The sequence below is a fragment of the Cellulosimicrobium composti genome (genome assembly GCF_009711085.1).
Lineage (GTDB): Bacteria > Actinomycetota > Actinomycetes > Actinomycetales > Cellulomonadaceae > Cellulosimicrobium > Cellulosimicrobium composti.
Genome location: NZ_WMKA01000032.1, coordinates 16,151 through 36,715, shown reverse-complemented (window position 1 = coordinate 36,715; position 20,565 = coordinate 16,151). Strand labels below are relative to the sequence as shown.

The 20,565-nt window shown below is 73.9% G+C and carries 21 protein-coding genes; 15 read left to right on the top strand and 6 right to left on the bottom strand.

Annotation, left to right across the window (positions count from 1 at the left end; translation table 11 throughout):
• Positions 1 to 4: 4 nt before the first annotated feature.
• Entirely contained in the window at positions 5 to 1,483 is a 1,479-nt protein-coding gene (locus GJV82_RS13240) for an extracellular catalytic domain type 1 short-chain-length polyhydroxyalkanoate depolymerase (protein ID WP_225873332.1), read from the bottom strand.
• A 269-nt stretch (positions 1,484 to 1,752) separates the two neighbouring features.
• Here GJV82_RS13240 and GJV82_RS13235 point away from each other — a divergent pair, with 269 nt between their 5' ends.
• From GJV82_RS13235 to GJV82_RS13170, 14 genes are all read left to right on the top strand, one after another.
• Positions 1,753 to 2,976, top strand: a complete 1,224-nt coding sequence (locus tag GJV82_RS13235) for a substrate-binding domain-containing protein (protein WP_024841083.1) — start codon at positions 1,753 to 1,755, stop codon at positions 2,974 to 2,976.
• Between the two features lies 1 nt (position 2,977).
• Complete coding sequence (locus GJV82_RS13230; protein ID WP_318657621.1) at positions 2,978 to 3,754, top strand: ABC transporter ATP-binding protein; 777 nt, start codon at positions 2,978 to 2,980, stop codon at positions 3,752 to 3,754.
• Entirely contained in the window at positions 3,751 to 4,530 is a 780-nt protein-coding gene (locus GJV82_RS13225) for an ABC transporter ATP-binding protein (protein WP_155099552.1), read from the top strand. Before GJV82_RS13230 ends, GJV82_RS13225 begins: the two co-directional genes overlap by 4 nt.
• Positions 4,527 to 5,402: a branched-chain amino acid ABC transporter permease gene (locus GJV82_RS13220; protein WP_024841080.1), complete on the top strand. Its 876-nt coding sequence runs from the start codon at positions 4,527 to 4,529 to the stop codon at positions 5,400 to 5,402. Before GJV82_RS13225 ends, GJV82_RS13220 begins: the two co-directional genes overlap by 4 nt.
• Positions 5,399 to 6,556 (top strand): branched-chain amino acid ABC transporter permease, encoded by a 1,158-nt coding sequence (locus tag GJV82_RS13215; protein ID WP_155099551.1) that lies wholly within the window; start codon positions 5,399 to 5,401, stop codon positions 6,554 to 6,556. The genes GJV82_RS13220 and GJV82_RS13215 overlap by 4 nt, the downstream gene beginning before the upstream one ends.
• Entirely contained in the window at positions 6,553 to 8,175 is a 1,623-nt protein-coding gene (locus GJV82_RS13210; protein ID WP_155099550.1) for a class I adenylate-forming enzyme family protein, read from the top strand. Before GJV82_RS13215 ends, GJV82_RS13210 begins: the two co-directional genes overlap by 4 nt.
• Positions 8,172 to 8,852 (top strand): TetR/AcrR family transcriptional regulator, encoded by a 681-nt coding sequence (locus GJV82_RS13205; RefSeq protein WP_115942225.1) that lies wholly within the window; start codon positions 8,172 to 8,174, stop codon positions 8,850 to 8,852. Before GJV82_RS13210 ends, GJV82_RS13205 begins: the two co-directional genes overlap by 4 nt.
• Positions 8,849 to 9,607: a 3-hydroxybutyrate dehydrogenase gene (locus GJV82_RS13200; protein ID WP_024841076.1), complete on the top strand. Its 759-nt coding sequence runs from the start codon at positions 8,849 to 8,851 to the stop codon at positions 9,605 to 9,607. The genes GJV82_RS13205 and GJV82_RS13200 overlap by 4 nt, the downstream gene beginning before the upstream one ends.
• Positions 9,574 to 10,665 carry an alpha/beta fold hydrolase gene (locus GJV82_RS13195; protein WP_318657620.1) on the top strand — a complete coding sequence of 364 codons (1,092 nt, stop codon included), beginning with the start codon at positions 9,574 to 9,576 and terminating at the stop codon, positions 10,663 to 10,665. The genes GJV82_RS13200 and GJV82_RS13195 overlap by 34 nt, the downstream gene beginning before the upstream one ends.
• Positions 10,662 to 11,546: a CoA transferase subunit A gene (locus GJV82_RS13190; protein WP_115942224.1), complete on the top strand. Its 885-nt coding sequence runs from the start codon at positions 10,662 to 10,664 to the stop codon at positions 11,544 to 11,546. The genes GJV82_RS13195 and GJV82_RS13190 overlap by 4 nt, the downstream gene beginning before the upstream one ends.
• 3 nt (positions 11,547 to 11,549) lie before the next feature.
• Positions 11,550 to 12,248, top strand: coding sequence for a CoA transferase subunit B (locus GJV82_RS13185; RefSeq protein ID WP_155099549.1), 699 nt, complete (start codon positions 11,550 to 11,552; stop codon positions 12,246 to 12,248).
• Positions 12,245 to 13,396, top strand: a complete 1,152-nt coding sequence (locus GJV82_RS13180; RefSeq protein ID WP_318657619.1) for an alpha/beta fold hydrolase — start codon at positions 12,245 to 12,247, stop codon at positions 13,394 to 13,396. Before GJV82_RS13185 ends, GJV82_RS13180 begins: the two co-directional genes overlap by 4 nt.
• Entirely contained in the window at positions 13,393 to 14,604 is a 1,212-nt protein-coding gene (locus GJV82_RS13175) for an acetyl-CoA C-acetyltransferase (RefSeq protein WP_318657618.1), read from the top strand. Before GJV82_RS13180 ends, GJV82_RS13175 begins: the two co-directional genes overlap by 4 nt.
• An 81-nt stretch (positions 14,605 to 14,685) precedes the next feature.
• Complete coding sequence (locus GJV82_RS13170) at positions 14,686 to 16,755, top strand: alpha/beta-hydrolase family protein (RefSeq protein ID WP_155099548.1); 2,070 nt, start codon at positions 14,686 to 14,688, stop codon at positions 16,753 to 16,755.
• A gap of 15 nt (positions 16,756 to 16,770) precedes the next feature.
• Here the strand turns inward: GJV82_RS13170 and GJV82_RS13165 are convergent, their stop codons facing one another.
• From GJV82_RS13165 to GJV82_RS13150, 4 genes are all read right to left on the bottom strand, one after another.
• Complete coding sequence (locus GJV82_RS13165; protein WP_024841848.1) at positions 16,771 to 17,082, bottom strand: DF family (seleno)protein; 312 nt, start codon at positions 17,080 to 17,082, stop codon at positions 16,771 to 16,773.
• 38 nt (positions 17,083 to 17,120) lie between these two features.
• On the bottom strand, positions 17,121 to 17,732 hold the full coding sequence (locus GJV82_RS13160) for a cadmium resistance transporter (protein ID WP_318657617.1): 612 nt from the start codon (positions 17,730 to 17,732) through the stop codon (positions 17,121 to 17,123).
• Positions 17,726 to 18,091 (bottom strand): ArsR/SmtB family transcription factor, encoded by a 366-nt coding sequence (locus GJV82_RS13155; RefSeq protein ID WP_085951391.1) that lies wholly within the window; start codon positions 18,089 to 18,091, stop codon positions 17,726 to 17,728. The genes GJV82_RS13160 and GJV82_RS13155 overlap by 7 nt, the downstream gene beginning before the upstream one ends.
• Positions 18,092 to 18,378: 287 nt before the next feature.
• Positions 18,379 to 19,329, bottom strand: coding sequence for an aldo/keto reductase (locus GJV82_RS13150; RefSeq protein ID WP_155099547.1), 951 nt, complete (start codon positions 19,327 to 19,329; stop codon positions 18,379 to 18,381).
• 3 nt (positions 19,330 to 19,332) lie between these two features.
• Here GJV82_RS13150 and GJV82_RS13145 point away from each other — a divergent pair, with 3 nt between their 5' ends.
• A complete protein-coding gene (locus GJV82_RS13145; RefSeq protein WP_318657616.1) occupies positions 19,333 to 20,007 on the top strand; it encodes a TetR family transcriptional regulator in 675 nt (224 codons plus the stop codon).
• A gap of 215 nt (positions 20,008 to 20,222) precedes the next feature.
• Here the strand turns inward: GJV82_RS13145 and GJV82_RS13140 are convergent, their stop codons facing one another.
• Positions 20,223 to 20,483 (bottom strand): hypothetical protein, encoded by a 261-nt coding sequence (locus GJV82_RS13140; RefSeq protein ID WP_155099546.1) that lies wholly within the window; start codon positions 20,481 to 20,483, stop codon positions 20,223 to 20,225.
• Positions 20,484 to 20,565 lie beyond the last annotated feature (82 nt).

Here is a 20,565-nt window from a genome sequence, read left to right as displayed (position 1 = left end):
CGCGTCAGCAGGCGGCGGCGACCTCGAACCGTCCCGGCACGACCTCGCGCAGCGTCGTGACCGTCGCGTCGCCGAGCCCGAGGTACGCGAGCGAGCCCACGGCGTAGTACGGGTTGTACGGGTTCACGCCGTAGGAGACCGCGCGGCCGGCCGCCTGGTGCTGCGCGTTGGTCGCCGTCCCGCACCACGGCCCGGTCGGCGACTCGACCGTCACCGTGACCTGCGTCGTGGCCGCGTTGCCCGCCGCGTCGACCGCGCGCGCCGCGAGCACGTGCGAGCCGGCGGGCAGCGCCGTCGTGTCCCAGTCGTGCGCGTACGGCGCGGTCCGCAGCGTGGCGAGCGCGGCGCCGTCGACGCTGAGCTCGACGCGGTCCACGCCGCGGTCGTCGGACGCCGCGACCTCGACGCGCGCGGTCCCGGCGACCGTCGCGCCGTCCGCCGGCGACGTGATCGTGACCGACGGCGCCGTGACGTCCGGGTCGGGGTCCGGGTCGCGGTCGACGCGCCGGTTGTTCTCGAAGAGGAAGTCGGTGAGGTACGCCGGGTAGTCGACGCTGTTCGTCGAGACGTACGACCCGCCGGGGCCGCCGCCCGCGGGCCACGCGTGCGCGAGCCCCGTGTTCCGGATCAGCGAGACGCGCGGGCCGTCGGCGTCGGACCAGAGCGAGCCCGAGCCGGCGGTGTTGGTCCCCGCGAGCCCGGCGAGCGAGAACGACGACGTCGTCGTGGCGCCGTAGAGGTCCGCCATGACCTGGGCGTTGAGCGTCCCGTACCCGGTCGCGACGGTCGTGTCGGCGCTGCCGAACACGACGGACGTCACCTGCGTGTCGAAGCCCGCGGCGTGGGACCCGGCGAAGGTGCGGCACGTCGAGCGCGCCTGGGCGAGCGACGTCGCGACGCTCCCGATCTGGCCCGACGTCGTGCCGACCGTGGGCCCCGCGGCGATCCCGACGCCGGCGAACACGTCGGGTGCGAGGCACCCCATGACCATGGCCTGGCCGCCGCCCGACGACAGCCCGCTCACGTACACCTGGTCCGGGTCGATGCCGAGGGACGGGTCCGCGAGCAGCGCCGAGACGAGGTCGAGCAGGTTGTCGTCGTGCCGCGCGGGGTTCGTGCGGCTGTGGTTCGTGTCGTAGTAGTCCCAGCACCCGAGCAGGACGCCGCCGTTCGGCGCGGCGGGGATCGCGACGACCATCCCGTGCTCGTCCGCGGTCGCGGCCCAGTTCCCCGCGTTCTTCAGCACCTGCGACGTCTGGACGCAGCCGTGCAGCGAGACCATGAGCGCGCGTCCGCCGGGCAGGGCGGGAGCCGTCGTCGGGCGGTAGAGCTCGACCGTCATGCCGCCCGCCGTCCGCTGGGACCACGCGCCGGCGGCCGAGGCCGCGGGCGCCGTCACGAGCGGGGCGAGCAGGACGGCGGCCGCGGTGCCGAGGGCGAGGGCGGCGCGGCGGGCGCGCCGCGCGAGGGAGTGCCGGACCATCTGTACCTCCACGTCGCGGTCGGGTCACCGGCCGCGCGGAGCGCGGCCCGCGCGCTCCGTCGCGCGCCGGACCCGGGCGGACCGGACGTTACGTGTGACCTGAATCACCTGTCAACATCTCGTGCCGCGCACGGTCCTCGCGTCGCGACCCCGCCGACGCGGCACCGGGTTGACACCGCGACCGCCGCGCGTCCATGATTCCCGCAACCTGAATCGCCTCTCATGTTTGAGCGGCGCTCCCCCAGGACCACCCAACGAAGGGCGAAGTCATGCGGACGAAGAAGTCCCACCGGCCGGCACTCGCCGTCGCCACGCTCGCGGTGGCGAGCCTCGTGCTCGCCGCGTGCGCGCCGACCGACGCGACGGGCGGCGACGCGAGCCAGGCGACCGACGGCGCGTCGAGCGCCAGCGCCGAGCCGGTCGACGTCGGCATCATCTACTCCAAGACCGGCCCCCTCGCCGCGTACGGCGAGGCCTACTACGAGGGCTTCCAGGCCGGCCTCGACCACGCGACGGGCGGCACCGGCGAGGTCGACGGCCGCCCGATCAACGTCACCTTCCACGACGACGGCGGCGACCCCGACAAGGCCGTGGGCCAGGCGAAGGACCTCATCGGCAAGGGCTACCAGATCCTCGGCGGCACCGTCGTCTCGGGCGTCGCGCTCAAGCTGGCCGAGCAGGCCGAGCAGAACAAGGTCCTCTACATCTCCGGCCCGGCCGCGGTCGACGCGCTGACCGGCATCAACGACTACACGTTCCGCTCGGGCCGCCAGTCCCTCCAGGACGTCGCGACAGCGGGCACGTTCCTCGACCCGCAGGGCGCCGAGGTCGTCGTGTTCGCGCAGGACAACGCGTTCGGGCAGGGCAACCTCGCGGCCGTCGAGGCGGTCCTCGGCGCGCAGGGCGCGAACGTCAGCAGCGTGCTCGTGCCCGAGGACGCGACGGAGTTCACGCCGTTCGCGCACCAGATCGTCGACGCCGCTCCGGACCTCGTGTTCGTCGCGTGGGCGGGCGCCACGTCCGGCGCGATGTGGCAGGGCCTCGACCAGCAGGGCGTGCTCGACTCGACGACGGTCGTCACCGGGCTCGGCGACGTCGCGACGTACGGCGCGTACGGCGCCGCCGCGAGCAAGGTCGACTTCCTCAACCACTACTTCCCGGGCGCGGCCGGCACCGAGGTCGAGGCCGCGATGCTCGCGTCCGTCGAGGCAGCGGGCAAGCAGGCGGACCTGTTCACGCCCGACGGGTTCGTCGCGGCGCAGATGATCGTCCACGCGATCGAGGAGGGCGGCGACGACGTCGACGCCATGGTCGACGCGCTCGAGGGCTGGACCTTCGAAGGCCCCAAGGGCACCACGACCGTCCGCGCGTCCGACCACGCGCTCGTCCAGCCCATGTACCAGGTCAGGCTCGTGGCCGACGGCGACGCGTGGGTGCCGGAGCTCGTCGCCGAGGTGCCGGGCGAGGACGTCGCGCCGGCCGAGGCGGGCTGACGTGGGCGAGCCGCACACCACCCCCGCGCTCGAGGTCCGCGACCTCGGCCTGCAGATCGGCGGGGCGCGCATCCTCCAGGGCGTGAGCCTCGCCGTCGGGCGGGGCGAGATGCTCGGGGTGATCGGTCCCAACGGCGCGGGCAAGACGACGCTCTTCAACCTGGTCTCGGGGATCCACCGCCCGACGAGCGGGTCGGTGCTCCTCGAGGGCGCGGACGTCACGACTACCTCGGTGGCCGCGCGCGCCCGCGCCGGACTCGGCCGCACCTTCCAGACGTCGAGCCTGTTCCCGCGCCTGAGCGTCCGGGAGAACGTGCGGCTCGCCGCGCAGGGCCGCCTCGGCGGCGCCCTGTCCGTGCTGCGCTTCCCGCGTCGCGGCGACGCCGCGACGCGGGAGGCCGACCGGCACCTGGAGACCGTGGGCCTCACGCACCGCGCGGAGGCCGCCGCGGGCGACCTGTCCCACGGGGACAAGCGCAAGCTCGAGATCGCGGTGCTCCTCGCGACGGAACCGAGCGTCGTGCTGCTCGACGAGCCCATGGCGGGCGTGTCGTCGGCCGACGTCCCGGGCCTCGTCGAGGTCATCCGGGACCTGCACGCCACGGGGTGCACGGTCCTCATGGTCGAGCACCACATGCACGTCGTGCTGGGGCTCGCCGACCGCGTCGCCGTCATGCACCACGGCGAGCTGCTCGCGTGCGACACCCCCGACGCGGTCATGGCGGACCCGACGGTGCAGAGCGCGTACCTCGGCATCACGGCAGGAGAGGCGGCATGAGCGCCGGGAGGAACGACACCGACCGCACCGGGGCGACGCCCGACGTGCCCGTCCTCGACGTGCGCGGGCTGTCCGCGCGCATCGCGGGTCAGCAGGTCGTCGAGGACGTCACCTTCTCGGTCCCGGCCACCGGCGTCACGGCCGTCCTGGGGCGCAACGGCGTCGGCAAGACGTCGACGCTCAAGGCCGTGCTCGGCCTGATCGAGCGCCGCGGCGAGGTGCTGCTCGCGGGCGAGCGCGTCGACGGCGAGCGCACGGACCGGATCGTGCGCCGCGGCGTCGGGTACGTGCCCGAGGACCGGGAGGTGTTCGCCGGGCTCACGGTCGCGGAGAACCTGCGGCTCGCGGAGCGCGACGCCCACCCGCGGCGCGAGCTCGTCGCGGAGCTGTTCCCGGACCTCGTGCAGCGCGCGGCGCAGAGGGCCGGCACGCTCTCGGGCGGGCAGCAGCAGATGGTGTCGCTCGCGCGCGCCCTGCTCAACGCCAACCGGCTCCTCCTCGTCGACGAGCCCACCAAGGGCCTCGCGCCGCGCATCGTCGGCGAGGTGGCCGACGCGCTCGCGGAGGCGGCGCGCACGGTCCCGATCCTGCTCGTCGAGCAGAACCTCGAGGTCGTCGAGCGGCTCGCGGAGCGCGTCGTCGTCGTCGACGCGGGCCGCGTCGTGCACACCGGCCCTGCGCGCGCGCTCCTCGACGACCAGGACCGCGTCCAGCAGCTGCTCGGCGTGCACGCCGAGGTCGACCACCGAACGGCCGAAGGGGCGGTGTCCCGGTGAGCACGATCGTCCTCCTCCTCGTCACGGGGCTCGGCCTCGGGGCGCTGTACTTCCTCGTCGCGTCCGGGCTGTCGCTCATCTACGGGCTCATGGGCGTGCTGAACTTCGCGCACGGCTCGTTCCTCACGCTCGGCGCGTTCGGCGGCTGGTTCGTCGCGCGCACGCTCGGCGCGGACTCGTGGGGCGTCTTCGCGCTCTCGCTGCTCGCCGGGGCGGTGGTCGGCGCGGCCGCGGCCGCGCTCACCGAGCTCCTGCTCATCCGCCCGCTGTACGAGCGGCACATCGAGCAGGTGCTCGTCACCGTCGGCCTCTCGCTCGCGTCCGTCGCGCTGTTCGAGGGCATGTGGGGCTCCGACCCGGAGTTCATCTCCGGGCCCGCGTGGCTCAAGGGCACGACCGACCTCGCGGGCGCGCCCGTGCCCAACGACCGGTTCGTCGCGATCGCGGCGGCCGCGCTCGTGCTCGGCGCGATCGTGCTGTTCCTCCGGCGCACGCGCTACGGGCTCATCATCCGCGCGGGCGTCGAGAACCGGTCGATGGTCACCGCGCTCGGCATCGACGTGCGCAAGGCGTTCACGCTCGTGTTCGCCGTCGGCGGCGCCGCCGCGGGCCTCGGCGGCGTGCTCGCGTCGCAGTACTTCGGGTACGTCTCGCCGCACCTCGGCGGGTCGCTCCTCATCTTCGCGTTCATCGTCACCGTCATCGGCGGGCTCGGCTCGCTGACCGGCGCGGCCGTGGCGTCCGTGCTCGTCGCGGTCCTGCAGCAGTTCGCGAACTACTACCTCGGCTACGGCGACCTCATCGTCGTGCTCCTGCTCGCGCTCGTGCTCCTCGTCCGTCCCACCGGCCTCCTCGGGAGGGCAGCCGCATGACCACCCAGACCGCTCCCCCGGCCCCGGCCACCCCGGCCGACGACGCGCCGCGCGCCGAGCGCACCGTCCGCCGGGCGCCGTCGGGCACGATCGTCCGCACGGTCGCCGGCCTCGCGCTCGTCGTGCTCCTCGCGTGCCTCCCCCTGCTCGCGATCCACGTGCCGGGCGTCCTGCCCGGCCCCACGTACACGCCCGGGGCGCTGCAGATGATGGCGCTGTGCTGGCTCATCGGCGCGCTCGCGCTGAGCTACCACCTGCTGTTCGGCGTCGCGGGGCTGCTGAGCTTCGGCCACGCGCTCTACTTCGCGGCAGGCGTCTACGGGCTCGCGATCGTGCTCGACACGACCGAGATCCCGCTGCTGCCCGCTGCGGCGCTCGTGCTCGTCGGCGGGATCGTGCTCGCGCACGTCGTCGGCGCGATCTCGCTGCGGGTCACGGGGATCTCGTTCGCGATGGTCACGCTCGCGTTCGCGCAGGCGGGCAACGTGCTCGTGCGCCGCAACCCCGGCGGCGCCACGGGCGGCGAGGAGGGACTCGCGCTCGCGACTGCGAACGTCCCCGACGCGCTCGTGGGCGTGCTCAACACGCGCAACCTCTACTGGCTCGCGCTCGGCGTGCTCGTCGTCGTCTACCTCGTCGTGCTGTGGGTCGAGCGCTCGCGCGCCGGCCACGTCGCCGCGGCGACGCGCGAGAACGAGGTCCGCGTGCGCGTGATCGGCGGGCGCCCGTACCTCGTCAAGCTCCTCGTGTTCGTCCTCGCCGCGACCCTCGCGACGGTCGTCGGCATGGCGTACCTCCTGCTCCAGTCCGGGGCCGTGCCGCGCGCGACGTCGGCCGACTTCACGCTCACGCTGCTCGTCATGGTCGTGCTCGGCGGCGTCGGGTCCCGGTGGGGCGCGATCGTCGGCGGCGTGCTCTACACGATCCTCGACCAGCGGCTCGGGACGCTCGCGAGCTCCGCGGCCGTCGCGGACCTGCCCGCGGTGCTCCGCGTGCCGCTCAGCGAGCCGCTGTTCCTGCTCGGGACCCTGTTCGTCCTCGTCGTGATGTTCCTGCCCGGGGGCATCGCGGGCGCCGCGTCGCGCCTCGCCGCGCGCCGCCGCCCGCGGGAGGATCGGGAGGGAGCCCGCGAGCGCCTCGAGGAGGTGGCATGACGACGACGCACCTCACCGGCGCGCACGACGGCCTGCACACGCTCGGGCGCTGGACGCGCGACCGCGCGCTCGCGACGCCCGAGCGCGTCGCGGTCGACGACCGCGGCGTGACCCTGCGCTACCGCGACCTGCACGAGCGCGCGAGCGCCCTGGCGGCGGCGTTCCGGGACGCGGGGTACGGCGTCGGCGACCGCGTGGCCACGGTGACGGGCAACAGCGCCGACCAGGTCGTGCTGTTCTTCGCGTGCGCGCAGGCCGGGCTCGTGCTCGCGCCGCTGTCCTGGCGCCTGTCGCCCGGGGAGCTCGCGGCGCAGCTCGAGCAGGCCGACCCGGCGCTCGTCCTCGTCGAGCAGGAGTTCTCGGCGCTCGCCGACGCGGCGCTGGACCGCCTCGTGCTGCCGCCCCGGCGGACCGAGCTCGGGCGCAGCGGCGTCGAGGCGCACGTGCCGCCGCCCTCGCGTCGGCCGCGGGTCACGCACGGCACCGCCGGCACGGCGGTCACGGGGACGGGGACGGGGACGGGGACGGCGCCCGTGCCCGAGCGCCGGCCCGTGCGCGACGACGACCCGCTGCTGCTCGTGTTCACGTCCGGCACGCAGGGCGCGGCCAAGGGCGCGCTGCTCACGCACGCCAACTGCTTCTGGACCAACCTGTCCCTCTCGCGCACCGTCGAGCTCACGAGCCACGACGTCGTGCTGAGCGTGCTGCCGCAGTTCCACGCGGGCGGCTGGAACATCCAGCCCCTGCTCGCGTGGTGGACCGGCGCGACGGTCGTCCTGGAGCGCACGTTCGAGCCCGAGCGCGTGCTCCAGCTCGTCGCGGAGCGCCGCGTGACGACGATGATGGGCGTCCCGACGAACTACCTGCTCCTCGCCGAGCACCCCGGCTTCGCGGACGCCGACCTGTCGTCGCTGCGGCACGCGGTGGTCGGGGGCGCGCCGATGCCCGAGCCGCTGCTGCGCACGTGGCACCGGCGCGGCGTCGCCCTCTCGCAGGGGTACGGGCTCACCGAGGCGGGCCCCAACGTGCTGTGCCTGCCCGACGACCAGGCACGCGAGCGCATCGGGTCGGCCGGCACGCCGTACCCGCACGTCGAGGTCGCGGTCGCCGACCCCGTGACGGGGCGGCACCTCGACGGTCCCGCGGCGGGCGAGCTCCTGGTCCGCGGGCCGGGCGTGTTCGCCGGGTACTTCCGCGACGCGGCCGCGACGGCTGCCGTCCTGCACGACGGCTGGCTGCGCACGGGCGACCTCGTCGAGCGCGACGCGGACGGCTACTACCGCGTGGTCGACCGTCTCAAGGACGTGTTCATCGTCGGCGGCGAGAACGTCACGCCGTCGGAGGTCGAGGCCGTGCTGCGCCGCCACCCGGTCGTCGCGGACGTCGCGGTCGTGGGCGTCCCCGACGACCGGTGGGGCGAGGTCGGCGCGGCGTTCGTCGTGCCGCGCCCGGGCTTCCCCACCGACGCCGAGGACCTCGAGGCGTTCTGCCGCCGCGAGCTCGCGCACTTCAAGGTCCCGCGCCGCTTCGACCTCGTCCCGTCCCTGCCCCGCACGTCGCTGCACAAGGTGTCGCGCCGCTCGCTCGTCGAGCGCGTGACCGTCCCGGAGGACTCATGAGCACCCAGCCCCGCACCGCCCGCGGCAACCGCACGCGCGCGAAGATCCTCGCCGCTGCCGAGCAGGTGTTCGCCGAGGTCGGGTACCACGAGGCGTCGATCGTGAAGATCACGGAGTCCGCGGGCGTCGGCCAGGGCACGTTCTACCTGTACTTCGAGTCGAAGATCGACGTGTTCGACGAGCTCGTCGACGACCTCAACCGGCGCGTGCGGCACGCGATGATCGAGGCGAGCTCGCAGGCCACGACGCGCCTGGACGCCGAGCGCGCGGGCTTCGAGGCGTTCTTCCGCTTCACCGCCGAGCACCCGGCGCTGTACCGGATCGTGCGCCAGGCCGAGTTCGTCTCGCCCGGCGCGCTGCGCCGCCACTACTCGCGCATCGTCGAGGGGTACATGACGGGGCTCGACAAGGCGCGCGCGAACGGCGAGGTGGGTCCCGACGTCGACCCGGAGGTCGCCGCGTGGGCGCTCATGGGCATCGGCGAGATCGTCGGCATGCGCTGGGTCCTGTGGGGCGGGCGGTGGGACGAGGGCGCCGAGCCGCCGTCGTACGACACCGCGGCCGCCGAGGTCCCGCCCCACGTCTTCGAGCAGACCATGCAGTTCATCGAGCGCGCGCTCGCCGCGCCCCGGACCGGGCCCGTGCCCGCGTCCCCGACCGAAGGAGACGAGCGATGACCGCCCCCACCCCCACCCTCGCCGGGCGCCGCGCGCTCGTCACGGGCGGCGCGAGCGGCATCGGCGCCGCGTGCGCGCGCGAGCTCGCCGCGCGCGGCGCGCACGTCACGGTCGCCGACGTCGACCCGGACGGCGCGAAGCGCCTCGCCGACGAGCTCGGCGGCGAGGCGTGGGTCGTCGACCTCGCCGACACGCGCGCGCTCGACGACCTCACGCTCGACGTGGACGTGCTCGTCAACAACGCGGGCGTGCAGCGCGTGAGCCCCATCGAGGAGTTCCGGCCCGACGACTTCCGCCTGCTGCACGCGATCATGCTCGAGGCGCCGTTCCTGCTCGTGCGCGCCGCGCTGCCGGGCATGTACGCGCGGGGCTTCGGTCGCGTCGTCAACGTCTCGTCGGTGCACGGGCTCGTCGCGTCCCCGTTCAAGTCGGCGTACGTGTCCGCGAAGCACGGGCTGGAGGGCCTGTCCAAGGTGACGGCGCTCGAGGGCGGCCCGCACGGCGTGACGAGCGTGTGCGTCAACCCCGGGTACGTGCGCACGCCCCTGGTCGAGAAGCAGATCGCGGACCAGGCGCGCGTGCACGGCATCCCCGAGTCGGAGGTGCTCGCGACCGTGCTCCTCGCCGAGTCCGCGGTCAAGCGGCTCGTCGAGCCCGAGGAGGTCGCGTCGCTCGTCGGCTGGCTCACCGGCCCGGACGCGTCGATGGTCTCCGGGGCGTCGTGGACGATCGACGGCGGCTGGAGCGCGCGGTGAGCGCGGGCACGACGGCGACCGCGCGCGACGTCACCGCCGCGACCCACACGTACGCGACGCTCGACGTGCCCGTCGCGGGCGGGAGGCTGCGCGTCGGCGTGTGGGACCCGGTCGGCCCGCACGCCCCCGAGCCGGCCGCCCGGCCCGGCGGCGCACGCCCGGCGCCGGGTGCCGTCCCCACCGTCCTGGCCGTGCACGGCATCACGGCGTCGCACCGCGCGTGGCCGGCCGTCGTCGCGGCGCTGCCGGGCGTGCGCGTCGTCGCACCCGACCTGCGCGGCCGCGGGCGGAGCAACGCGCTGCCCGGCCCGTACGGCATGGGCGCGCACGCCGACGACCTCGCGGCGGTGCTCGACGCGCTGGGGATCGAGAGCGTCGTCGCGCTCGGGCACTCGATGGGCGCGTTCGTGTCCGTCGTGCTCGCGCACCGCCACCCGGGCCGCGTGGCGCGGCTCGTGCTCGTCGACGGCGGCGTCCCGCTCCCGCCGCCCACCGGGCTCGCGCCCGACGCGACGCACGACGAGGTGCTGCGCGCGCTGCTCGGCCCCGCGGTCGAGCGCCTCGCGCGCACGTTCGCCGACCGCGAGGAGTACCGCGCGTTCTGGCGCGCGCACCCCGCGTTCGCGAGCGCGTGGGACGAGCCGTGGGGCGACGTCGTCGCGGGCTACGTCGACTACGACCTCGTCGGCGAGGCCCCGGCCCTGCGCCCGGCGTCGTCCGCGGCGGCGGTGTCCGCCGACTCGCTCGAGCTCTACGAGGGCGGCCCGCTCGCCGAGGCGCTCACGGGCGAGCACCCGCTCGACGTGCCGCTCGTCCTGCTGCGCGCGCCGCGCGGCCTGCTCGACGAGCCCGAGGCGCTCTACTCCCCCGAGCACCTCGCCGCGTGGCGCGAGCGGCTGCCGGGGCTGCGCACCCGCGACGTAGCGGGTATCAATCACTACACGATCATCATGAGCCCGCCCGGCGTCGAGGCCGTCGCGGGCGAGACCCTGCGAGCCCTGGACGCCGTCACGAGCGGCGCACCGGGACCCGCGAGTGACGAGGAGGTCACGGCATGAGCCCCACGATCGCGTCCCCACGAGGGACCGGGCTGGACAAGGTGGTCGCGTCCGCGGCCGAGGCGGTGGCGGACGTGCCCGACGGCGCGTCGCTCGCCGTCGGCGGGTTCGGCCTGTGCGGCAACCCGATCGCCCTCATCGAGGCGCTGCTCGCCCAGGGCACGCGCGACCTGTGGGTGGTGAGCAACAACTGCGGCGTCGACGACTGGGGTCTCGGGGTCCTGCTGGGCGCGGGGCGCATCCGGAGGATGACGAGCTCGTACGTCGGGGAGAACAAGGAGTTCGAGCGCCAGTTCCTCTCGGGCGAGCTCGAGCTCGAGCTCACGCCCCAGGGCACGCTCGCCGAGAAGCTGCGCGCCGGCGGCGCGGGCATCGCCGGGTTCTGGACCCGCACGGGCGTCGGCACGCAGGTCGCCGAGGGCGGCCTGCCCCAGCGGTACGACGGCGCGGGCGGCGTCGCGCAGGCGAGCGCGCCCAAGGAGGTGCGCACGTTCGGCGTCGGGCCGCGCGGCCGCGACGGGTCCTACGCGGAGGAGGCCGAGTTCGTGCTCGAGGACGCCATCACGACGGACTTCGCGCTCGTGCACGCGCTGCGCGGCGACCGGCACGGCAACCTCGTGTTCCACCGCTCGGCCCGCAACTTCTCGCCCCTCGCCGCGATGGCGGGCCGCGTGTGCGTCGCGCAGGTCGAGGAGCTCGTCGAGCCCGGCGAGATCGACCCCGACGAGGTGCACCTGCCCGGCGTGTTCGTGCACCGCGTCGTCGAGGTCGGCCCCGACGCGCCCAAGCGCATCGAGCGCCGCACCGTGCGCCCCGCCGCCGCGACCGACCAGCCCGCGCCCGCGTCGTCGGGCACCGCGACCAGCACGAAGGAGGGCTGAGACATGGCGCTCACCCGCGACGAGATGGCCGCCCGCGCCGCACGCGAGCTCCAGGACGGCTGGTACGTCAACCTCGGCATCGGCCTGCCGACGCTCGTGCCCAACTACGTGCCCGCGGACAAGCACCTCGTGCTCCAGTCGGAGAACGGGATCCTCGGCGTCGGGCCGTACCCGACCGAGGACGCCGTGGACCCCGACCTCATCAACGCCGGCAAGGAGACCGTCACCGTCCTGCCGGGCGCCGCGTTCTTCGACTCCGCGCTGAGCTTCGGCATGATCCGCGGCGGCAAGATCGACGCCGCCATCCTCGGCGGCATGCAGGTCTCCGAGACGGGCGACCTCGCCAACTGGATGATCCCCGGCAAGATGGTCAAGGGCCCCGGCGGCGCGATGGACCTCGTGCACGGGGCGGGCCGCGTGATCGTCCTCATGGAGCACGTCGCGCGCGACGGGTCGCCCAAGATCCTGCGCTCGTGCTCGCTGCCCCTCACCGGACGCGGGGTCGTGCACCGGATCATCACCGACCTCGCGGTGATCGACGTGACGCCCGACGGCCTCGTGCTGCGCGAGACCGCGCCCGGCGTGAGCGTCGACGACGTGCGCGCCGCGACCGAGCCCGACCTCACCGTCGCGCTCGACGACGCGCCGCTCGACGTGGCCGACGCCCGCCCGTCCACGCGAGCCGCCGGGACGCCGTCGTGACGCGCGACGTCCTGCGCCACGACGTGACGACGTCGCGCGGGCGCGAGCACGTGCGCGAGGTCGCCCCCGACGGCGCGGCGCGCGCGACCGTGCTCCTCGTGCACGGCAACTGCTCGTCGTCGGCGTTCTTCGACCCGCTGCTGCGCGCGCTGCCCGCCGACGTGCGCGGCGTCGCTGTCGACCTGCGCGGGTACGGCGACGCCGAGGTGCGGCCCGTCGACGCGACGCGCGGCGTGCGGGACTTCGCCGACGACGTCGCGGCCGTGCTCGACGCGCTCGACCTCGCGCGCCCGCTCGTCGCCGTCGCGCACTCCGCCGGGGCGGGCGTCGTGCTCCAGCTCGCGACCGACCGGCCCGACCTGTTCGACGCGATCCTGCTCGAAGCGCCCATGTCGCCGTACGGGTTCGGCGGCACGCGCGACGTCGACGGCACGCCGCTGTCCCCCGACGTCGCGGGATCCGGCGGCGGGACCGCCAACCCGGCGTTCGTCGCGGCGCTCGCCGCGGGCGACCGGAGCGAGGACCCCGGGTCGCCGCGCGACGTGCTGCGCCGGTTCTACGTCGCCGACCCGGCCTCGCTCGGCGAGCCGCTGGGTGCCCTGGAAGAGCTGCTGCTCGACTCCGTCCTGTCCACCCGCACCGGCGACGACAACTACCCGGGCGACCGGACGACGTCGGACACGTGGCCCGGCGTCGCGCCCGGCACGCGCGGCATGAACAACGCGATCAGCGCGAAGTACTGCGACCTCTCGGGGTTCGCGACGTCCGGCGCGACGGCGCCCGTGCTGTGGGTGCGCGGCGACGCCGACGCGATCGTCTCCGACACGTCGCTGTTCGACCTCGCGCAGCTCGGCGCGCTCGGCGCCGTCCCCGGGTGGCCGGGCGACGAGACGCACCCGCCGCAGCCGATGGTCGCCCAGACCCGCGCCGTCCTCGACGCCTACGCCGCCGCGGGCGGCAGGTACCGTGAGGAGGTGCGGCCCGGCGTCGGGCACAGCCCCCACCTCGAGGAGCCGGACGTGTTCCTCGATCTCCTGCTCGGGCTCGTGGACGACGCCGTCGCCCGCACGACCACCGCACGAGCGGACGCCACACCCCCGGCGCCCGCGCAGACAGAGCCGTCCGCACCCCTGGAGGTCCAGCCGTGAGCACCACCCCCGTCTCCCCCGCACGCCCCGACGACGTCGTGGTCGTCGCCGCCGCCCGCACGCCCCAGGGGCGGCTCAAGGGCTCGCTCGCCGCGCTGACCGCCGTCGAGCTCGGCGCCGTCGCCGCGCGCGCCGCGATCGAGCGCTCCGGCCTCGGCGCGGACGCCGTCGACGCGGTCGTGCTCGGCCAGGTGCTCCAGGCCGGGGCCGGGCAGAACCCCGCGCGACAGACCGCCGCGGGCGCCGGCGTCGGCTGGGACGTGCCCGCCGTGACGGTGAACAAGGTGTGCCTGTCCGGGCTCACCGCCGTCATCGACGGCACGCGCATGATCCGCTCCGGTGAGGCCGAGGTCGTGCTCGTCGGCGGCCAGGAGTCCATGACGAACGCGCCGCACCTCCTGCCCGGCTCGCGCGCCGGGTTCACGTTCGGCGACGTGACGCTCGTCGACGCCGTCGCGAGCGACGGGCTCACCGACGCGTTCGACCGCGCCTCCATGGGGGTCTCGACGGAGCGCACCAACGTCGGCGACGTATTCGTCTCGCGCGAGGAGCAGGACGCCGTCGCGGCCGCGTCCCACCAGCGCGCCGCCGCCGCGTGGAAGGACGGGCTGTTCGACGCCGAGCTCGCGCCCGTGAGCGTCCCGCAGCGCCGCGGCGAGCCCGACGAGGTCCGCGACGACGAGGGCGTGCGCCCCGACACGACCGTCGAGGGCCTCGCGCGCCTGCGTCCGGCGTTCGACCCCGAGGGCACCATCACCGCGGGCAACGCGTCGCAGATCTCCGACGGCGCCGCCGCGCTCGTGCTCACCACGCGCGCCCGCGCCGAGTCCGCGGGCGCCCCCGTGCTCGCGACCGTCCGCACGTGGGGCCAGGTCGCCGGCCCGGACACGTCGCTGCACTCCCAGCCCGCACGTGCGATCCGCCAGGCCCTCGACCGGGCCGGGTGGACGGTCGACGACCTCGACCTCGTCGAGATCAACGAAGCCTTCGCGACCGTCGTCGCCGTGTCCACGCGCGTGCTCGGCGTCTCGCCCGACGTCGTCAACGTCCACGGCGGCGGCATCTCGCTCGGCCACCCCATCGGCGCCTCCGGCGCCCGCCTCGCCGTCCACGCCGCGCACGAGCTCGCCCGTCGCGGCGGCGGGCGCGTCGCGGTCGGGCTGTGCGGGGGCGGCGGGCAGGGAGAGGCGCTGCTGCTGGAGGCCTAGGGCTCGTCCGCGACGGGGTGGGCCGGCGGCGCCCCGGACGTTCGACGGGACGGTTCGGGAGGACCCACCTACGATCGCGAGATGCAGCCCACCGTGACGGAGACCCGAGCCTCCGAGCCCGTCGACGACGAGCGCCCGCGGCACGGCGTGTGGGGGCGGTGGGTGCGGCGGTTCTCCGCCACGGGGCTCGTGCTCGCGCTGCTGTGGTTCTGCCTGTCGCTCACGCCGTCGCTCATCCCGCGCGCCTGGTACTACCAGGCCGTGATCTCGGGCGTGAGCGCCGTCGGCGGGTACGCGGTCGGCGCGTTCGTCGAGTGGTTCGCCGTGAAGGTCGGTCTGCGGGTCCGGTGGACGGCCCGCGCGAGCCGGGTCGCGTGGTGGGTGCTCGCCGGGGCGACGGCCGTGCTCGTCCCGCTGTCGCTCGTGCTCGGGGCGCGGCGCCAGATCGAGCTGCGGCACCTGTTCGGCATGTCCGAGGACGTCCCCGGCCGCGAGGTCGTCACGCTGGCCGTCGCCGTGGCCGTCGCCCTGCTCGTGCTCCAGACCGCGCGCGGGCTGCGCCGGGTCGCGCGCTGGGTGGCCCGGCTGGTCGGGCACGTCGTGCCCGCGCCGCTCGCGCGGTTCGTGAGCGGCGTGCTCGTCGCCGTGGTCGTCGTGCTCGTGCTCAACGGCGTCGTCTGGTCGGGCGCGATGAACGCGCTGAACGCGATCTACGTCGCGGCGAACGCCGAGATGGACCCGCGGCTGTCCCCGCCGCAGCAGCCCGAGCGGTCCGGCTCGGCCGCGTCGCCCGAGACGTGGGAGTCGCTCGGCGCCGAGGGCCGGAAGTTCGTCGTGTCCGGGCCGACCCTCGACGAGCTGCGCGCGTTCGCCCAGGTGGGCGACGTCGTCGACCCCGCGGACGTGCGCGAGCCGATCCACGCGTACGCGGGCCTCGACCCCGACGGCGACCTCGACGCGACGGCCGCGCGCGTCGTCGACGAGCTCGACCGCACCGACGCGTGGGACCGGTCCGTCCTCGTCGTCGCGACGACCACCGGCACCGGCTGGGTCGATCCCGGCATGGTCGAGGCGGTCGAGCTCATGCACGGCGGCGACACGGCGATCGCGAGCATGCAGTACTCGTACCTGCCGAGCTGGATCAGCTTCGTCGGAGACCGCACGACGCCACCCGCGGCGGGCAAGGCGCTGTTCGAGGCCGTCTACGACCGGTGGTCGGAGCTGCCCGAGGACGACCGCCCGCGCCTGCTCGCGTTCGGCATCTCGCTCGGGTCGTTCGGCATGCAGGGTGCGTTCAGCGGCGTGCAGGACGTCGAGGCCCGCTCCGACGGCGCGCTGTTCACCGGGACCCCCGGCTTCACCCCCCTGTGGCGCGGGCTCACCGACGCGCGCGACCCCGGGTCGCTCGAGTACGCCCCCGTGCTGGACGACGGCCGCCAGGTCCGCTGGGGCGACCCGGTCGCGCCCGGCGTCGCCGACCTGTGGGGTCCCGGGCCCCGGTGGGACGAGCCGCGCGTCGTCTACCTCCAGCACGCGTCCGACGGCGTCACGTGGTGGGGTCCCGAGACCCTGTGGTCGGAGCCCGACTGGCTGCGCGAGCCGCGCGGGCCCGACGTCCTGGGCGACGTGCGCTGGTACCCGTTCGTCACGTTCTGGCAGGCGGGCCCGGTGTTCGACCTTGCGCTGCTGGTGCACGTCGCCGCGGGGGTGACGTCGGTCCTTGCGGGGTTGGTCGCGATGCTCGCGCGCAAGGGCGGGCGGTGGCACGTCGCGGCAGGGCGAGTCTTCCTCGGCGGGATCGTCGCCCTCTTCGGGTCGATGGTCGTCATGGTGGTGATCCGCTGGCCCGCCACGGTCCATCTGGCCGTGCTCGGAGGTGTCGCCCTGGCCGCCGTGCTGCTTGGCTGGCGCAACCGGCGCCGTGGCGGCAGCGACGGTGCGCACATCGCGTGGATGGGTCTGGCGTACATCGCGATGCTGACCGCGTTCTACGTCGACAACGGACCACACCTGCCGGTGTGGGAACGGCTGCCCGCCTGGTCGTTCTGGTTCCTGCCCGCGGCGATCGGGACACCGCTCACGATCTGGGCGATGCGACGACACCGCCCACACCACCCGACAGCCTCGCGCGAACCCGCACCGACACCGTAGGTCGGTCGAGCTCAGTCAGCGCGCGGCCCGGGCCGCGACAGCCGCGGCAAGCGCCTCGTCGTCAGGAACACCGCGCAAACCTGCGCTCGTGGGATAGACGCGGCACGCCACACCAGGACGAGCCCCGGGCACGGGGAACACGTCCTGCCCGTCGACGTGGAACGACGGCGACCCGTGGAAGCCATACCTCTGGGCCTGGTCGTCGTCCGCGATGACCACGGTCGCGATCGGCACGTTCACCCCGACCCGGTCCAGGACCCGGCGCAGCACGTCCCGGGCGGGTGCCTCATTCGGACACGCGTCGACGACCAGGAGCTCAACCTTCACCGGTCCATCATCTCTCGCCGGCGCCGTTGCTGCCGCGCTCACAGCAGCGAGGCGATGTGGGCCAGGGTGCCGGACTCGATGAGGATGAACACGCCGAGGCCGATGAACACCACCGGCACGAGCCAGTGCTCGACCTTCTCCAGCCCTTCGGTCACCTTCTCGTTCGTGCCGATCGCGCGCGCGAGCAGGCACCACAGCGCGAGCAGGACGAGGAACACCACGATCGTGACCACGGCGTCCGTGGTCGAGATGGTGCGGAACACCGGGGTGTAGATCGCGATGTTGTCCCCACCGTTGGCGATCGTGATGCCCGCGACGCCGAACAGCCCCACGGCCTTGAGCGCGGACTCGGCCTCGTCATCGTCGTCTTGCCCCCGCAGGGTGCGCACCAGGGCCATGACACCGATCGCCAGCGGGATCAGACCCAGCAGCCCCACCCACTCGTCCGGCACGATCGTCAGCCCCAGGGCCGCGAGGAAGCTGACCGCGATCAATGTCACCAGCCCGAGGTACTGACCGGCCACGATCTGCCATCCGCGCAGGCGCGAGGTCCCCCGGGCAGCGACCGCGAACAACACCGTCAGGACCACGATGTCGTCGAGGTTGGTCGCGACGAACAACCCGACTGCGGCCGCGATCGTGCTCAGCACGCCGACACCTGCCCGTCCACGCCGTACGTCGGGCACAGCGCGACCGCGCTGCCCGTCGCCGCGAGCAACGTCTCCGCGGCCGCGAGCATGTCCAGCAGCTCCGGGCGGGCCAGCGAGTAGAACACCCGCCGGCCCTCCATGCGCCCGGCCACCAGGCCGCAGTCCTTCAAGCACGCCACGTGCGAGGACACCGTCGACTGCGCCAACCCCAGATCAGCCGTCAGCTCCGCGACGCGCGCCTCCCCGACCGCGAGCCGGCGCACGATCGCCAACCGCGCCGGGTCACCCAACGACCGAAACAACGCGACCGCTGGCTCAACATCGGCCGTGGTCGCGGCACACACCTCAGGTTCTATGATCGACACAGGGCGATAATAACCGGTCGCTGACGATCAACGCGCTGGGTTGCCGCAGCACGCCGTCAGCGCGGCTCGCGAGCACGCCGCGTCCCTGTGCGCCGCGCCCCTACGGAGCGGCCGTGCGCAGAACCCACCGTTTGCCGTACGTCGCAGAACCCTCTTTTCGGACGCCCGACAAACGGTCAGTTCTGACACGGTGGTGGTGCTTGTCGTGGATCTACAAGCACCACCACCGTGGACGACCCCGGGCCGCCATGCGGGGTAGCTGGGGCCGGGCCGCCTCTCGCTCAGGCGGTCGGTCCGGTGATGCCGCCGTTCGGGGCGATCTGGTCGATGCGTGCGAGGTCGTCGGCGGTGAGGTCGAGCTCGGCCGCGGCGATGTTCTGCGCGACGCGGTCGGGGTTGCGCGAGCCGGGGATGGGCACGATGTAGTCCTTGCGGGCGAGCAGCCAGGCGAGCGCCAGTTGGGACAGCGAGGCGCCCTTGGACTCTGCGAGCTCGGTGAGCCGGTGGGTGATCTCGACGTTGGCGTCGAAGTTCTCGGGCGCCCACCAGGGGATGAACTGGCGGAAGTCGTCGGCCGCGTGCTGGTCGCGGGGCTTGACCACGCCGCTGAGGAAGCCGCGGGCAAGGGGTGAGTAGGAGACCAGGCCGATCCCGAGCTCTTCGAGAACCGGGAAGAACGCCTCGGCCCCGCGTTCAAAGATCGAGTACTCCGTCTGCAGGGCGGTGATCGGGTGCACGGCGTGCGCGCGGCGCACGTTCTCGGGCGTGGTGTTGGACAGGCCGAGGTACTTCACCTTGCCGGCGTCGACGAACTCCTGCATGACCCCGACGACCTCTTCGACGGGGACGTCAGGGTCGTGCAGGTGCTGGTAGAGCAGGTCGATCGAGTCGACGCCGAGGTTGCGCAGGCTGTCATCGACGACCTTGCGGATGTGCTCCGGCCGCGAGTCGGGAAGGAAAGCGCCGGTCGTGTCGGTCTCGATGCCGAACTTCGTCGCGATGGTGATCTCGTCGCGGAACGGTGCGATCGCGGTGCCGAGGAGCTTCTCGCCCTCGCCCCAGCCGTACATGCGGGCGGTGTCGAAGTGGGTGACGCCGAGGTCATGGGCCCGCCGGATGGCCGCGATCGACTCCTGGTCGTCCGACGGGCCATAGCCGATGGCGGTCCCCATCGAGCCGTAACCGATCTGCCCGACTGCCAGGCCCTGCCGTCCGAGTGTGCGCTGCTGCATGTCGTGTCCTCTCTCGAGCGCTTGTCGTCACAGTATGCCTGTTGTGGCAGCCACTGCCACAAGCGGCGCAGTATGCTCGGACACATGAGTGAAGCCACGCGATCCCCGCGCCTGGACCTGCGGGGTGCGGCCCGGGACGCGGTGCGCGACCAGGTGGCCGAGAGCGCGCTTCGGCTGTTCGACGAGCACGGGTTCGACGCGACGACCGTGGACGACGTCGCCAGGGCCGTCGGCATCTCGCCCCGCAGCTTCTTCCGGTACTTCACCAGCAAGGAGGACGCCGTCGTCGGCGACCCCATGCCCTACGGGCGCCTGGTCACCGACGACCTCGCCGCCCGCCCGGCCGACGAGCAGCCGTGGGACTCTCTGCGCGCAGCCCTGCAACGGCTCGTCGACGACGCCGAGAACGACCGCGGAATGCTCACCATGCGGGTCGTGATGAGCTCGCCCTCGCTGCGGGCGCGCCACCTGGAGAAGCACCTGGCCTGGGGGCAGATGTTCGAACCGGAGGTCCTCAAACGGATCGGCGGCCTGGCAGCCACTCGGCGGCTACGCGCCCACGCGCTGATCCACGCGGCATTCGCCTGTCTCGACGCCGCGTTCGGCGAGTGGGTGGCCCTGGAACGGGCCCGCACGCTCTCCGAGCTGCTCGACGACGCGTTCCAGGCTCTCCGCTGAAGACCTGAGTCAGACGCAGCGCGGGCGCGCTGATTCGACGCACAGGAACGATGTTTCGAAACTTCCAGAACCCGGTTCTGGTGCGCCTCAAAATCGGTCGGTTCTGCGGTGTCCGACAACCTTGTAGGGAGTCGACAGTCTGTTGGGACGTTGTCCGCGCGATCTAGAGGCCCACGCGACGGAGCCGTGGTCACATCGCTTCGTCGCGGGTCAGCTCAGGACCGCGTGTCTGGGCGGGTCCTCTGACGCGACCGGGCTACCGCGTACGCTGCGGCGGCTGCGGCGACGAACGTCACCGCGAACGCGATCGCGTAGGCATACCGATCATCATCGAATGCCCAGTAGAGCGCGAGCGCGACGATCACTCCCGGCAGAGTGAAGAGCAGGGTCTGCCAGTAGGAGAGCTTGCGCGGTTGCAGCGTGCCGGCGAGCGCGCCAAGGAGCAGTCCGAGGGCAATGCCAATCCCGATCTCCATCGTTGCCTTCTGAGTAGCAGGCGTACGCGCCTGTGGATGGGTTGACGTAGCAACCGCCCACGATGCGTGCTCGCCGGTGCGC